The sequence below is a fragment of the Paraburkholderia sp. 22098 genome (genome assembly GCF_052045935.1).
GTDB classification, from domain to species: Bacteria; Pseudomonadota; Gammaproteobacteria; order Burkholderiales; family Burkholderiaceae; genus Paraburkholderia; species Paraburkholderia caledonica.
Genome location: NZ_JBQEPV010000008.1, coordinates 367,580 through 382,381, shown reverse-complemented (window position 1 = coordinate 382,381; position 14,802 = coordinate 367,580). Strand labels below are relative to the sequence as shown.

General features: G+C 63.7%; 15 protein-coding genes. 11 read left to right on the top strand and 4 right to left on the bottom strand.

Going from position 1 to position 14,802, the window contains the following annotated elements; genetic code table 11:
• Together ACTJLB_RS19535 and ACTJLB_RS19530 are read right to left on the bottom strand one after the other, a co-directional pair.
• On the bottom strand, positions 1–866 hold an 866-nt coding region (locus ACTJLB_RS19535), incomplete at its 3' end, for a beta-ribofuranosylaminobenzene 5'-phosphate synthase family protein (RefSeq protein ID WP_440784230.1).
• A gap of 241 nt (positions 867–1,107) precedes the next feature.
• Entirely contained in the window at positions 1,108–1,515 is a 408-nt protein-coding gene (locus ACTJLB_RS19530) for a 4a-hydroxytetrahydrobiopterin dehydratase (protein ID WP_408167128.1), read from the bottom strand.
• A gap of 575 nt (positions 1,516–2,090) precedes the next feature.
• On the opposite strand from ACTJLB_RS19530, the gene ACTJLB_RS19525 reads away from it, so the two are divergent.
• From ACTJLB_RS19525 to ACTJLB_RS19475, 11 genes are all read left to right on the top strand, one after another.
• The gene (locus ACTJLB_RS19525) at positions 2,091–3,857 is read left to right on the top strand and encodes a methanol/ethanol family PQQ-dependent dehydrogenase (RefSeq protein WP_370687530.1); all 1,767 of its coding nucleotides are present in this window, start codon (positions 2,091–2,093) and stop codon (positions 3,855–3,857) included.
• Positions 3,858–4,084: 227 nt separating this feature from the next.
• Positions 4,085–4,504: a c-type cytochrome gene (locus ACTJLB_RS19520; RefSeq protein ID WP_020066320.1), complete on the top strand. Its 420-nt coding sequence runs from the start codon at positions 4,085–4,087 to the stop codon at positions 4,502–4,504.
• Between the two features lie 30 nt (positions 4,505–4,534).
• Positions 4,535–5,449, top strand: coding sequence for a substrate-binding domain-containing protein (locus tag ACTJLB_RS19515; RefSeq protein WP_020066319.1), 915 nt, complete (start codon positions 4,535–4,537; stop codon positions 5,447–5,449).
• The gene (locus ACTJLB_RS19510) at positions 5,446–6,255 is read left to right on the top strand and encodes a hypothetical protein (protein WP_087753383.1); all 810 of its coding nucleotides are present in this window, start codon (positions 5,446–5,448) and stop codon (positions 6,253–6,255) included. Before ACTJLB_RS19515 ends, ACTJLB_RS19510 begins: the two co-directional genes overlap by 4 nt.
• 13 nt (positions 6,256–6,268) lie before the next feature.
• Positions 6,269–7,255 (top strand): LysR family transcriptional regulator, encoded by a 987-nt coding sequence (locus tag ACTJLB_RS19505; RefSeq protein ID WP_440784229.1) that lies wholly within the window; start codon positions 6,269–6,271, stop codon positions 7,253–7,255.
• 52 nt (positions 7,256–7,307) lie between these two features.
• Positions 7,308–8,327 carry an AAA family ATPase gene (locus tag ACTJLB_RS19500; RefSeq protein WP_027775908.1) on the top strand — a complete coding sequence of 340 codons (1,020 nt, stop codon included), beginning with the start codon at positions 7,308–7,310 and terminating at the stop codon, positions 8,325–8,327.
• A gap of 3 nt (positions 8,328–8,330) precedes the next feature.
• Positions 8,331–9,284: a DUF58 domain-containing protein gene (locus tag ACTJLB_RS19495; RefSeq protein WP_440784228.1), complete on the top strand. Its 954-nt coding sequence runs from the start codon at positions 8,331–8,333 to the stop codon at positions 9,282–9,284.
• A complete protein-coding gene (locus ACTJLB_RS19490; protein ID WP_440784227.1) occupies positions 9,281–10,216 on the top strand; it encodes a calcium incorporation protein MxaA in 936 nt (311 codons plus the stop codon). Before ACTJLB_RS19495 ends, ACTJLB_RS19490 begins: the two co-directional genes overlap by 4 nt.
• A complete protein-coding gene (locus ACTJLB_RS19485; protein ID WP_440784226.1) occupies positions 10,213–11,202 on the top strand; it encodes a vWA domain-containing protein in 990 nt (329 codons plus the stop codon). Before ACTJLB_RS19490 ends, ACTJLB_RS19485 begins: the two co-directional genes overlap by 4 nt.
• Positions 11,199–11,768, top strand: coding sequence for a tetratricopeptide repeat protein (locus ACTJLB_RS19480; RefSeq protein ID WP_440784225.1), 570 nt, complete (start codon positions 11,199–11,201; stop codon positions 11,766–11,768). The genes ACTJLB_RS19485 and ACTJLB_RS19480 overlap by 4 nt, the downstream gene beginning before the upstream one ends.
• Positions 11,765–12,799 (top strand): MxaL protein, encoded by a 1,035-nt coding sequence (locus tag ACTJLB_RS19475; RefSeq protein ID WP_440784224.1) that lies wholly within the window; start codon positions 11,765–11,767, stop codon positions 12,797–12,799. The genes ACTJLB_RS19480 and ACTJLB_RS19475 overlap by 4 nt, the downstream gene beginning before the upstream one ends.
• Before the next feature lie 60 nt (positions 12,800–12,859).
• On the opposite strand, the gene ACTJLB_RS19470 is transcribed toward ACTJLB_RS19475, so the two are convergent.
• The gene (locus ACTJLB_RS19470) at positions 12,860–13,804 is read right to left on the bottom strand and encodes an ATP adenylyltransferase family protein (protein ID WP_440784223.1); all 945 of its coding nucleotides are present in this window, start codon (positions 13,802–13,804) and stop codon (positions 12,860–12,862) included.
• A gap of 80 nt (positions 13,805–13,884) precedes the next feature.
• A complete protein-coding gene (locus ACTJLB_RS19465) occupies positions 13,885–14,706 on the bottom strand; it encodes a LysR substrate-binding domain-containing protein (protein ID WP_174447015.1) in 822 nt (273 codons plus the stop codon).
• Positions 14,707–14,802: the final 96 nt, after the last annotated feature.

Below are 14,802 nucleotides of genomic sequence, written 5' to 3'. Positions count from 1 at the left end.
AGCACGGGACGCACGATCATTTCGACGGTCCGGCTTTTCGCGGTCCAGATGCCGAGCGGCACGCGCAGCGCACGCTCGACGCCGGGGCTCGCGAACACGCCGCCTTGCACGGGCGCGAAATATTCGCCGATGGTCTGCTGCATCTCGGTCAACCCATGCGCGAACGGCACGATGTTCCGCTCGGCGGCGCCAGGCAGGATCTTCATCAGCACGAGGTGGCACAGATGCGCGGCAAGTTTCTGAGGAAACGGCGCGAGCGCGGCGAGGCCGCGCCGTTCGTCAGCGCCGTGCAGACCTTCGCGTGAATTGTCGCTGACGAGCAGCACGCGCCAGTCGTCGGGAAACGGCTGGCGTGCGAGCAGCGGCGGCACGCCCGGATGCAGATCGCCCGACGGGCCGCCGTCCACCAGCAGGCCACCGGAATCGAAGCCGAGCACGCCGATGCCCGAGCGCGCGCCGCGTCCGAGCAGGGCCGCGAGTTCGGCGCTCGGCGCGACGTCGCCGAGCAGCCGGACGAACGCCGCGCCGACTGCGAGCGCGAGCTGCGTCCCGGATCCGAGGCCGGTGTGGGCGCGCGGCGTCTGGGTGACGTCGATCGCGACAGGCGTGGGGTCGTAGGCGGCGTGCAGCCGTTCGAGACATACCGCGATGCGCTCGCGTTCCGCATCGGACACCGGGCCGTCGATGCGGTCGCGTTCAGCGAGCCGCGCTTCCACGCGAGTGCCGCCGCCGTCGATCACCAGTCCGACGCTGCCAAACGCGCGTCCGAGCGACGCATTCGGGTCGAGAAAGCCCAGATGCAACCGCGCGGGGGCGTCGACCGTCACGGTGGCGTCAGGCGGAAGGCGGCGAACGTGAAGCTGCATCGCAAGTGTCCTTGTTCGGGCGTGATCCAGTGTAGACCGCGCACGGCGAGCCGCACACGCCGCCATGGCGACGGCGTGTGCCGTCGCGTGGGCGGCCGGCGCAGGACGTCAAGCGAAAGCCGTACCAGGCACGTGCGGGGACGTCCGCTTTCAGACGTACCAGATGACGTGCGGGCCGCTTCCGCTGTCGTCCGCTGTCGCTCGCTGTCGCTCGCTGTCGCTCGCTGTCGCCGCCCGCGCGTCAGCCACCCTCGGCCGTTCCCTCCGCTTTGGGCGCGTCGTACTTGATGTAGCGAAAGCGCTGGTCGTCGCTCGGCGTGCCTTCCAGCGGGCCGCCTTCGGTGGCCGGCTGCCACTGGATGAACGACTCGATCTTGTTGGCGAGGGCAAAGTCCTTGTCGGTGATGCCTTTTGCGGAGTGGGTCTTCAGCTTCACGATCACGAATGCATAGGAGACCGTGAGATCGGGGTGATGCCATGCGGCTTCCGCGAGATGGCCCACTGCGTTCACCACCATCAACGTTCCCTTCCAGCCCTCGGTGCGGTATTTGCGCCGCAGCCAGCCGTCTTCCACGTACCAGTGCTGGAGCGGTCCGACGAGCCGTTGCTGGATCTCCTCGTCGGTATAGGTCTTTTCGGTTTTTGCCATGATCGCTTCTCCGCGGATGTTGGTTCGATCGATAACACTCATGTTGCGCTGCAAATGACCCGCCACTGGATGCGCCGTACTCGCGCGAACCCGATACAGCGCTTTTGCGAAGCGGTTCTCCCGCGGCCTGCGACGCGACGGACACGCTTCGTATCGGGCAATGACACAGTATGTTCCACATGCCCGGATTAAGTGGTGTGACGGCGTGACACCGCTGAACGGCGTCTCGCGTCATTGCCGTTTGATACAGCCTGCGCACGGCGACTCGAACGGTACCCGACGCACGGCGCGTAGCCTGATGCGGTGTGCCTGTGCGGCGTTTTCAGACCGGCTTGTGGCGGCGAACGTGGTCGGCGCCGCTGCGCGACCGGCATGGAATATGCGTTGGCCGTCATGCGCCGCAAACCCGACAACGATTGGGAATGGCGCTGATCGTTACCCTGCATCCGTGGAGGGCGCGCCCGGTGCGACGAGGTAGCGTGGGTCATTCGTGCGTTGAACAGCAAGACCATTCTGGAGGAGACATGAACTTACGCACCACGGTTCTTGGGCTCGCGATCCTCGCGTCGGCAGCCATGAGCTCTATCGTTGCACAGGCCGATTCGCAGCTCGATGGGCTCATGAAAAGTCCGTCGAACTGGGCGGCGCAGGCAGGCGATTATGCGAATCACCGCTACAGCCCTCTCAAGCAGATCAACGAGAACAACGTCGGCAAACTACAGGTCGCGTGGACCATGTCGACCGGCGTGCTGCGCGGCCATGAAGGCGCGCCGCTCGTGATCGGCGACACCATGTATATCCACTCGCCGTTCCCTAACAAGGTGATTGCGATCAACCTGAAGGATCAAACATTCCTCTGGCAGTACCAGCCGAAGCAGGACGATTCGGTTGTCTCCGTGATGTGCTGCGACACAGTCAATCGCGGGCTCGCCTATGGCGACGGCAAGATCTTCCTGCAACAAGCCGATACCAAGCTCGTCGCGTTGAACGCCAAAACGGGCGACGTGGTCTGGACCGCGCAGAACGGCAACTCCAAAGCCGGCGAAACGAACACCAACGCGCCGCACGTTTTCGGCGACAAGGTGTTGACGGGCATCTCGGGCGGCGAGTTCGGCGTGCGTGGACGTCTGATCGCGTATGACATCAAGACCGGCAAACCGGCCTGGACCGCGTACAGCACGGGTCCGGATAAAGACATGCTGATGGACCCCGACAAAACGATGACCTACGCCGACGGCAAGATGGTGCCGGTGGGCGCGGACTCGTCGCTGAAGTCCTGGAAGGGCGATCAGTGGAAGCTGGGCGGCGGCACCACGTGGGGCTGGTATGCGTGGGATCCGAAGCTCAACCTTGTCTACTACGGCACCGGCAATCCCGGCACATGGAACCCGACGCAACGTCCGGGCGACAACAAGTGGTCGATGTCGATCATGGCCCGCGACCTGAATACCGGCATGGCGAAGTGGGTCTATCAGATGACGCCTCACGACGAGTGGGACTACGACGGCGTCAATGAAATGATCCTGTCGGATCTGACAATCGACGGCAAGAAGGTACCCGCCATCGTTCACTTCGACCGCAATGGCTTCGGCTATACGTTGAACCGCGAGAGCGGCCAACTGCTCGTTGCTCAGAAGTTCGACCCGGCCGTGAACTGGGCCGACAGCGTCGACCTGAAGAGCGGCAAGCCGATTCGTAACGCGGCGTATTCGACGCAGGCAGCGGGTTCGGACCACAACGTGAAGGGCATCTGTCCGGCGGCGCTCGGCTCGAAGGATCAGCAGCCCGCAGCGTACGACCCGAACTCAAGCCTTTTCCTCGTGCCGACGAATCACGTTTGCATGGACTACGAACCGTTCGATGTCGACTATGTGTCAGGTCAGCCGTATGTGGGCGCGACGCTGTCGATGTATCCGGGTCCGAACGAGAACAATGCGATGGGCAATTTCATCGCGTGGGATGCGGCGAAGGGCAAGATCGTCTGGTCCAAGCCGGAGAAGTTCTCGGTGTGGTCGGGCGCGCTCGCGACCGCCGGCGGCATTGCGTTCTACGGCACGCTGGAAGGCTACCTCAAGGCGGTTCGCATCAAGGACGGCAAGGAGTTGTGGCGCTTCAAGACCCCGTCGGGGATTATCGGCAACGTGTTCACGTACCAGTATCAGGGCAAGCAGTACGTCGGCGTCTACTCGGGCATTGGCGGCTGGGCCGGCATCGGCATGGCGGCAGGACTCGAGAAATCGACGGAAGGCCTCGGCGCGGTGGGCGGTTATCGCGAGCTCGCGAAGTACACGGCGCTCGGCGGTACGCTCTTCGTGTTCGCCATTCCTGGCGGCAACAGCTGAGCGCAGGTCGTTCGAATCGCGCGGCCGGTTCGCTCCTGGTGAAGCACTGGGGGCAGCCGGCGGCGCCGGTTCGGTCAGAACGGTTCAATGCGGGTTCGAACCACGAGTTGCATAAGAATCGCATACGAGTCACATACGAGTTACCAGGTCCGCGCGCTTGCAGAGATGCAGCAATGCGTCGATGAAACGCATCGGCGCGCGGCTCTAACATCAGGAGACATCTGTCTATGAAACGCCGAGCAATCTTGTTGCGGGCGGCACTGCCCGTCGTTTTCGTCATGCTGCCTGTCACGTACGCCCAGACCAATCCCGCGATGGCCCAGGTGGCGTACAAGGTGGTCGACGGCAGCAAGGTGGACGCCAATACGTTGCAAGGATGGAAGACCTGGCGCGCGCTTGCATGCGAACGCTGCCACGGCGCGCAGCAGCAGGGCATGGTGGGACCCTCGCTTGTCGACGCCTTCAAGACGCTCGACAAGAACGAGTTTCACCGCACGGTGTTCGGTGGGCGGGTCGACAAGGGCATGCCTGACTTCAGTTCGAGCCAGATGATGCAAAAGAACTGGGAGAACCTTTACGCCTATCTGAAAGGGCGCTCCGACGGGCAGATCAAGCCCGGCGATCTGCAGGCCATCGACGCGAAATAACGCCGGCGCCACAACTTCAGGAGGTGATCGATGCGTCATCGCAAACTCATGCACGCGCATGCCGCACTCGTGGCAGGCGCGCTGTGCTATGCGGCGCTCGCAAGCGGCGCGGTACGCGCCCAGGGCGAGGCGGCGCTGCCGAACAACGACGGCGCCGACGGCGTTCTGCGAGTGTGCGCGGACCCGAACAACATGCCCCTGTCGAACAACAAGGGCGAGGGTTACGAGAACCGCATTGCGAGCCAGATGGCGAGCGACTTCGGCTACAAGCTCGAATACACGTATTTTCCGCAGCGCATGGGCTTCGTGCGTCACACGCTGCGCGAGAAGGTGGCCGACAGCGAGCGCTACAAATGCGATCTGATCATCGGCGTGCCGAAAGGCTACGACATGACTTCGACGACGCAGCCGTATCTGCGCTCCACCTATGCAATGGTGTTCAAGAAGCGGCCCGAGCTGGCCGGCATCAATACGCCGGACGATCTGCTCAAGCTGCCGCCTGATCAATTGCACAAGCTGCGCTTCGGCATCTTCTCGCAGACGCCCGCGGTCGACTGGCTGCTCGGTCATAACCTGATCGATCAGGCTGTGTCGTATCAGGTGCAAAGCGGCGATCCGCAGGAATATCCCGGCCAGATGATCGAAAAGGATCTGCAGGCTGGCAACGTGGACGTCGTGTTCCTGTGGGGGCCGATTGCCGGCTACTTTGCGAAACGTTCCGGCGATTCGGTGAAGCTCGTGCCTTTTCCGGCCACGCCGGGCATCCGTTTCGACTATACGATCTCGATGGGCGTGCGCTACGGCGAGAAGGCGTGGAAAGACAAGGTCGATCAATGGATCGGCGCGAACCACGACAAGATCGACAGCATCCTGACCAGTTATGAAGTACCGCTTCTGAAGCCCGTCGATGCGCCGTCCGGCAAGCCCGCGGACGCATCGCCATGACGGCGGCGCAAGCCGGTGTGCGACGTGAATGGCGGCGCATGCTTGCGGCAGGCGCTGCGAGCATCGCGTGCTTTACGGGATTTGCGTGCCTGATCGGCGACGCGCACGCGGCAGCGCCTGCCGCGGGCAGCAGCGAGATATCGCCGGCCGAGCGGCTGATCTTCACGACCGATCATCTGCATGGCGTCGCGCAGCAAACCGAACTCGACTACGCGCTGCTCAGTTCCGACCCGCCCGCGCGCGGCACCGACATCGTCAAGGTGCTCGTGACGAGCCCGGACAACGCGAAGGGCGACGCCCAGGTGTCGGATCACAGCGGGGCCGTATCGTTGCCGAACGGCGGCTTGCAGTGCAACCCGGTGATCATCTATTTCCTCGAGCGCGACATCGCCGAAATGGAGCAGTTGACGGGCGGACAACGGCGCTATTTCCAGCAGCGCTTGCGGCTCGCGCTTGCCGCCGGGCCGAAGATCGAAACGGTGACGAGCCAGATCGACGGCAAGCCGGTGAAGGCTCAGCAGATCGTCGTACAGCCCTATCTCGACGATCCCAATGCCGAACGTTTCGCTCAGTACACCGCGAAGCGCTACACGTTCCTGATCGCCAGTACGGTACCGGGCGAGGTCGCGTTGATTCGCACGGAGGTGCCCGGCGCGAACAACGACTTCGCGCATCCGCTGCATAGCCGCACCCTGAGCTTCCAGGCTGCGTTGCGCAAGCTGCCGCCGCCGGGGAATGCGCCGAACGTACCGAACACACCGAACGCGCCCGTCAAGTCGTCGAACGCGCCGCGCGCGAGCCGGTAGCGGACGCGCGGCCGTGAACTTCATCCGCTCGCTCACGCTGCGTCAATTGCAGATCTTCGTCGTGGCGAGCCGCTATACGAGTTTTGCGCGAGCCGCCGAAGAATTGCATCTGACGCAGCCCGCGGTGTCGATGCAGATTCATCAACTGGAAGAGGCGGTCGGCCTGCGTCTCTTCGAGCGGATCGCGCGTAAGCTCGCGCTGACCGAGGCCGGCGAGAAGTTCAGCCATCACGCGAGCCGGATTCTCGGTGAGATCAAGGACGCGGAGGACGCGATGAGTTCGCTCAAGCAGGCCGATAGCGGCTCTATTGCAGTGGGCATCGTCAGTTCCGCAACCTATTTCGCGCCCAAGTTGCTCGCGATGTATTCGCATCTCTATCCGAAAGTCGACGTGCACTTCTCGGTCGGCAACCGCGATGCGCTGTTGCGCCTGCTTCAGGACAACGCGATCGATCTCGCGATCATGGGACGTCCGCCGCCGGAACTGGATACGACAACGGAGCCGCTCGCGTGGCATCCGCAAGTGGTCATCGCGCCGGTTGACCATCCTCTCGCGGGCGCGCAGCGCTTTGACTTGCAGGAGTTGCGCGGCGACACGTTTCTTCTGCGAGAACCCGGCTCGGGCACCCGCATGGCCGCGGAGGAAATGTTCCGGCAGCATCTCTTCACGCCCGCGAAAGTCGTCACGCTCGGCAGCAACGAAACGATCAAGCAGGCAGTGATCGCCGGAATGGGCGTGAGCCTGATTTCGCTGCATACGCTGCTGCTGGAATTGCGGACGAAAGAACTCGCATTGCTCGATGTGAACGGCACGCCGATCGAGCGCACGTGGCAGATCGTGCATTTGCGCGCCAAGCAGCTTTCGCCGACCTGCATGATGTTCCGGCAGTTTCTGCTGGAACAGGCCGCGGCTTATCTGGAGCGCGAGTATGCGGTATTCGTACGGCCGCCCAGCAGGCCGAAGGTCCTCATACCCGCAGTCGACGATGCGTCCGCGTGACTCGCAATTTTGCCGGCGGCGCAGGGTGTGCCGGCCATAGGAGATTGCACCGATGGGATCCAGCGAACAGCTTCAGGACTGGCGTCTGCATGCGCTGCAGATCGAGGAGGAAGTCGCGAGCGCCGTGATTGGCCAGGCGGAGGTGATCCGGCTCATCACCGTTGCGTTGTTCGCGCGCGGGCATGTGCTGCTCGAAGGCGGCGTGGGCGTCGGCAAGACGACGGTGCTGCGCGCGTTTGCGCGTGTCGTAGGCGGCGATTTCGAGCGCGTGGAAGGCACGATCGACCTGATGCCGGGAGATCTCGTGTATCACACGTATGTCGATGCCGAGGGCAGGCCGCGTATCGATCCAGGCCCGCTTCTGCGACACGGCGAGGGTCTCACGACGTTCTTCTTCAACGAAATCAATCGGGCGCGTCCGCAGGTTCAGTCGCTATTGTTGCGCGCGATGGCCGAGCGCTCCGTCTGGGCGTTCGACCGCGAATACCGCTTCCCGCACATGACGGTGTTCGCCGATCGCAACAAGGTCGAGAAAGAGGAAACCTTCGAGCTGGCCTCGGCGGCGCGCGATCGTTTTCTGTTCGAACTGAGCATGCCGACACCGGACGACACCGACGTGCGGCGCGCGTTGGTGTTCGATGCGGATTATCACGACGTCGACCGGCTGCTGGCACGGCTTTCTGCGGCTATCGTGCCGTGGGAGCAGCTGAACCAGGCTGGCGCGGCCATTCAGCACAGCGTGCAGTCGAGCGAAACGATCGAACGTTATGTGCTGGACATCTGGCAGGCAACCGAAACGCCGCAGCGTTTCGGTATCGCACTCGACGGCGTGGACATGGATCGGCTCATTCTGGCGGGCGCGAGCCCGCGCGGCATGAGCGCGCTGTTGCGCGCGGCGCGTGTGGTGGCGTGGCTCGCGGGACGCACGCATCTGATTCCCGAGGACATTCACGCGGTGTTGCTGCCGGCGCTCGGCCACCGCGTGTTCTTCACGCCGATCTACGAATTGCGCCGTCAGGAACTCGCGGAGGCGCTGACCGCGCAGATCGTCGACAGGCTTGCAGTGCCCTGATCCATGAAAGAAATCGCGGAATTCCATTACCGTTTGCCGATGCGTTCCTCGGGATTTCGGCCCGGCTCGCATCGCGGATCGAGCTTTGGTGCCGGCCAGGAATTCGCAATGCATGGCCGCCTGTTCGACTATCCGGATCCACGTCGCATCGATCTGCGGGCAAGCGTGCGCGCGGCCCGTTCCGAGTGGCTCGTGAGAGTGCATCTGCAGCGCGCCGCGGTGCCCGTGCAGGTGCTTGTGGATGTGTCGGCGTCAATGCGTTTCGGCACGCGCCGCAGCAAGTTGCAGGTGGCTGCGGATTTCGTCGAAGCATTGGGGCACAGCGCGTTTCGCGTCGGCGATCCGTTGGGGATGCTCGCGTTCGATAGCGGCGCGCGCGACGACCTCTTTATGCCGCCACGCTCCGGGCGCGGCATCGGCAATTTGCTCGCGGGGATGTTGCGCGAGAGCGCAGGTGTGGACTCGGGCACGGGCGCGGACTTCGCTGCTGCAGCGGTCTCGGTTAACCGCAGCGGCAGCGGCAGCGGCGATGGCAGTGGCATTGGCAAGCGCAACGGCAGCGGCAGCGTCGGCGCGCTGCAACGTATTGCGTCGACGCTAGCGGGCCGTCAGGCGCTGGTCTTTCTCGTCTCCGATTTCCATTGGCCGCTTACAGCATTGCCGGCGGTGCTCGATCTGCTGGTGCATGCGTATGTGGTGCCCATCGTCGTGTGGGATGCTGCCGAGATAGCGCCGCCTGCGGGCGGTCCGCTGCTTGCAGTGAGGGACGCCGAGTCGGGTGCGCGGCGCACGCTCTGGTTAAGCGCCGGCGCGCGTGAACGCTGGCACGAAGGCGTTGCACGGCGCCGCGCGGAACTCTCGCAGATGTTCGGCAAACGCGCGATGCAACCGTTCTACATCGAAGGCGAGTTCGACCCCGAAGCGATGTCACGCTATTTTCTGGAGGCAATCGCATGAGAGCAAATGGTTCGTCGCGCCGCCTCCGGTTCGCCTTCTTGCTAGCTGTCTCACTGATGCCGGCCACGATGCCGTCCACCAGCAGCGCAGCGGCGAGCGGCGCGGCCTTGCAGCCGACGGTGCAGGAACCGCGCGCATTCGGCTATCTGCTGGGCGACGTCCTCACGCAACGCATTCTGCTGAAAGGCGACGGCTACGATATCGGCACCGTAACGCCGCCTTCGCTCGGTCGCACCGATTCGTGGCTCGAACGCCGGCGGGTTCGTAGCGAAACCGACGCCGACGGTCGCCGGTGGATGGCGATCGACTACCAGGTCGTCAACGTGCCGACGACACTCACGCAGGTTGCGTTGCCTGCGTTGTCGCTGACGTCGTCGTCCGGCGCGACGCTTCAGGTCGGCGAATGGCCGCTCAGCATCGGTCCGGCAACGCCCGCAAATCCGTTCAACGTCGGCGACCTGCAAGCGCTGCGTCCGGACCGCCAGGCGCCTGCGGTGCCTACAGCGCCGCTTCGGCGGCAGGCGGGCTTCGCGCTTGGCTTGCTCATGCTGACCGTGTTGTCGTGGGCTGGCTGGTGGTTCTGGCGCAACGCGCGCGAGTCGGCGCGTCTGCCGTTTGCACGCGCCTGGCGGGAGTTGCGGCACATGCAGCGAAAGCCACGAGCGAGCGGGCCGCCTGGGGACGCGTCTGCCGAGGCATGGCTTTGCCTGCATCGCGCGGTGAACGAAACGGCGGGCCACGTAGTGCATGTCGGCGCGCTGTCGGGCCTTTTCGTTCGAGCGCCCTATCTGCAACCGTTGCGCGCGCAACTGGAGCAGTTCTACCGGCAATCGGCCGAGCGCTTTTTCACGCCTGCGCCGACGGGCGACGCCTATCCGCTGCGCACTCTGTGCGAGGCGCTGTATCGCGCGGAGCGGCGCCACCAGCGATGAACGATATGGCGCTCGACCTGGCTCAGCCCTGGCTGCTGGCGCTGCTGCCGCTCGTGTTGCTGCCGCTGTTGCCTCGCCGCGCCGACACGCTCCCGTTCTCGTGGATCGCATGGCTGCCCGACGATCGCGCCGGGCGATGGATCGGTGCCGTCGCGCAGGGCAGTGCGGTGCTGGCGATGCTGGCGATTGTCATCGGTCTGGCTGGTCCTGGGCGTTCGCCTCGGGAAGTGGTGCGCACGGGCAGCGGCGCGCAGATTCTGATTCTGATGGATCGCAGTGCCAGCATGGACGAGCCGATGAACAGCAAAGGTGTCGAGGTGAGCGCAGGGGAATCGAAGAACAGAGTGGCGCGCGCTTCGTTGACGCAGTTCGTCGCCCAAAGGCCGAATGACCGGCTCGCATTCATGATGTTCGGCACGAGCCCGTTGCTTGCAATGCCGTTCACCTACGACCATCGCGCGATCGACGCCGCTATCGCCGGTACTGCGGTGGGCCGCGGCATGCCCGATACGCAACTGGATCTCGGGCTGCTCACGGCAATCGGTGAATTCAATCAGCAGCATTCGTCGAGCCGCCGCGCGATCGTTCTCGTTTCGGACGGCGGCGCGAAGCTCGACGCGCGCGAGCGGCAGTTGATCGAGGACGGCCTGCTGCGCAACGAGATTGCGCTTTACTTCATCTATTTGCGCAGCAGCGTTTACAGCCCCGATCTGAACGCGGCCGTACCTGCGAGCGAGTCTTCCGCTGAAGCTGAGCTGCACCGTTATTTCCTGTCGCTGAAGACACCTTATCGTTTGTTCCAGACCGGTAACGCAAAAGCAATGAGGGACGCGATGGCCGAGATTAACCGCCAGCAAAATGCGCTGACTACGTTTATCGAGCGTTTGCCTCGCGAGGACTTCGGTCCGTACTGCTTCGCGGTCGCGCTTGCAAGTTGCGTGCTGCTGATGGCGTTGCGGCTCTTTCAGGTGCGGGTGTGGTCATGAAGCGCTCGTCGGTACATATGATCTTCGGAGCCGTGTCGCTGTGCTGCGCGGCCGTAGCGGCTTACAACTGGATCGAAGTGCAGCGGGCGGAGCAGGTGAACCGGACCGTTGCGGCAACCGTCGTGGCGAACAAAGCGGGGTCCAAAGATGCGAAGCGCAACGTTGCCAGCACCGACGATGTGCCCCAGGTCAGGCTCGCGCGCGCAGTGGCGTTGTCGAAAGACGGCGCCTACGATGCGGCGGGCCCACTCTTCGAGTCGCTGATTCGAGAGCAGCCCGAAGGCGAGGTCGGACGCGGGGCGCTGTTCGATCTCGGCAACCTGTACCTGCGGCAGGGCATCGGACATAGCCCTTCCGGCGCGATCGAATCGCTTGCAATGGTCGAGGAAGCCAAGGCGCGCTACCGCAGCCTGCTACGCATTGCACCGGACGATTGGGATGCGCGCTACAACCTGGAACGGGCGTTGTGGCTCGCCCCCGAAACGCGTTCCGCGTCGGGCGCGCCGGACGTCAAGGAGCAGCACGACGTCAAGGTGCGCGATCCCGAAAGCAAGGATTTGCCGTGAGCCTCGGGGCACAAACACGTGGTTTTCTCGCAGGCCGTCACTGGACGATGCCAGCCGCGCTCGTGCTGCTGATTCTCGCGCTTACCTTGCCGCCGGTGGCGTTGCCGCGCGACACGTCGAGCTATGTTGTCACGTTCGATATCACGCAGAGCATGTACGTTGAGGACGTCGTGCTGAACGGCGCGCCGGTGAGCCGGCTCGCGTTCGCGCGCGCCGCGATGCGCGAGGCACTCGGTCAATTGCCGTGCGGCTCGAAAGTCGGCTGGAGTGCGTTCACCGGGCAGCGGAGTTTTCTGCTCGTGGCGCCGGTCGAAGTCTGCGGCAACTACGACGCGCTGCTGTCGTCGCTCGATCGGATCGACGGGCACATGCGCTGGACGAACTACAGCCGTATTGCCGAAGGCGGTGTGTATTCGGCGGTTCGCGTGGCGCAGGAGATCGGCGACAGCACGGCCGTCGTGTTCCTCACCGATGGTCAGGAGGCGCCGCCGCTGCTGCCCTCCGACGCGCTGAAGCAGGATATCAATCCCGCTCACGTGAAGGGCTGGTTGATCGGCGTGGGCGGCGATCAACCCGCGCCTATTCCGCGCAGCGATGCCCATGGAAATCGCATCGGCTTCTGGCAGGCGGACCAGGTGGTACAGGTCCCGCAGATGCACGCGTCCGCGACTCATGCCGAGAGTCGCGAGGAGTTGTCGGCGTTGCAAGGGCACTATCTGTCGTCGGTGGCGGGGCAAGTCGGTTTCGGCTATGGGCGCCTCATCGACGCCGCGTCATTGCGCGATGCGCTGCTCGATTCGCGGCTCGCTCACCGGGAAAGCGTGCCGACCGATTTGCGCTGGTGTCCCGCAGCGCTCGCGCTGCTGCTGCTCGTCTGGCGCTTCATGCCGGATACTGCCGTTGTCTCTGCGTGGATGCGCGCCGGCGCGCGCCTTTTCCGTCCTGCGCGAGGCGCTCGCGCAGATAGCGCACCGCTTGCTGGCAACGTGCGGACAGCGGCCACCCGAAGCGAGGGATCGATCACGACGTAGCAATGACAGCTGCGCCTCGTTCTTCACCGCTGTTTCAGTGAGGATACAGATACCGACGCTTCAGATGGTCCCCGCGACTTCTTTCAGTATGCTCATCGGACCGCGCGTCCGGATGATGTCCATTTGTGTTTCGTCGCGCACGAAAAGCGATCCGGCAAACCCCAACGCGTTAATCGAAATGCCCTCGCTGTGTTCGGCGCGGCGAGGCACGAGCATCATCCATCGCGTGGTGACGAGCAGGTTATAAGGTGCCGATTGCAGCGGTTCACCGTTCACATCGACAGCGTGCAATCCGGTTGCGGCGAGCAACGACATGTACCGCTCGAATGCACTGTGCGCCAGTTCCAACGGACGCGATACAAGCGCCGGATCGAAGCCGACAAACGCATGCGCAAAGCCGAGGCCTGGCACCGCACCGACGGAGCCGTCCATGCGCGCCGACGCCAGCAGCGGTTCTATCGGCAGTGGTGACGTAGTGTCATCGAGCGGCAAGGGCGCGATCTGTAAATGCTTATGAAGCTGACTTGCGCCGGCTTCGGGGCCGCCGTTGTAAAAGCCGAGACTGTCGAACTGCGTCATGCAAGTGAAGAGCGCGCGGAAGTCCGCGAGATTCAACAGCGCTCGCTGTAGCTCGAAGCGGCGCGTAACGATCAGCACATGGTGATCGATCACGTTGAATTTATTGAGCAGGACGAGATGCGTGTCGGAAATGTCGGCGACGAACAGATCCGGGTCGTAGGGCAGGAAAGGGTTGGACGCGCGAGCGCCGCTCGATCCGGCTTTGCGCTGCTGCGCGTCCTTTTCTTTGCGGGCGAGGCTTGAGATTTGCCGGACCACGAACCGCACGCCGCCGTCATCGATGGTAGTGCGGCTCGTTTGTATCGGAAGCAGCGCGCCGCGATCGAGCGCATGCGCGGTTTGGCGGAGGATGGCCGGCCATAACGCGCCGGCTTGCTCGGGAAGGGACGTGTTCATCGAAAGAGGCAAGCCCTGTTTGGACGACATGCAGCTTCCTTTATACACTCGGCCGACCTGCCTCGCGCGGAGAAGGTGCCGCCTGTCACCGTTCAGTTCTCTGCGACGAGTTAGCGCCTCAGTTCTGCGATGATTTTCTCCGCGAGAAAATCGCACGGCGGCCGTTTCGAAGCCGTGCTTCGCGCGAGCACGACTTCGAGCGCTGCGATTTCGGGCAGCCCCTGCGCATGACCGAGCAGCGCGAAATGCGCGGGTACGGCGCATTGTGCGAGCGGAACGATCGCAAGGCCGGCTTCGGCCATCGACACGAGGCCCATCAGACTCGGACTTTCATACGAGGTCCGGTAGCTGATCTTCGCGTGTTCGAGGCTGCGGATCGCATTCTCCCGCGCGACGCTGCCGGGCAAAAACACGGCTATCGGCAACGGCCTTTCGCGCCAGATGTCGTGTGCGCTCGGCGACGCCGCCCAGACCATCGGCTCGAGCCGCAAAAACTCGCCCGACAACCCTTTGACCCGCGTTGCGCACACGAGATCGACGGAACCGTCCTTCACCATGGGCGCGAGCGCGACGCTTGGCAGGCCGACCACCCGGATTTCGACCTTCGGATAGGTTGCGGAGAATTTTTTGAGGATTGGCGGCAGCAGCGAGGACGCGTAGTCGTCCGGCACGCCGATACTGACGCGGCCGGTGACGTCGGGCCGAACCACGGCGGCCCAGGCTTCGTCGCGCAGCGCCAGCATGCGCCGCGCGTAAGCAAGCAGCACTTCGCCGTCTTGTGTCGGTATGACGTTCCTCGGCTTGCGCACGAAAAGCGGCTTGCCGAGCGCGGTTTCGAGCGTCTTGATCTGCATGCTCACCGCCGATTGCGAGCGGTGCACGACTTCCGCCGCGCGGCTGATATTGCCGGTGTCCGCGACGGCGACGATCATCGTCATCACATCGAGATCGAGTGCTTTCAAAGTCTGGTATCAGAAAATCAAATAGATTCCATCAATATTACGCGATTTTCTTAAATGTTGACGTGC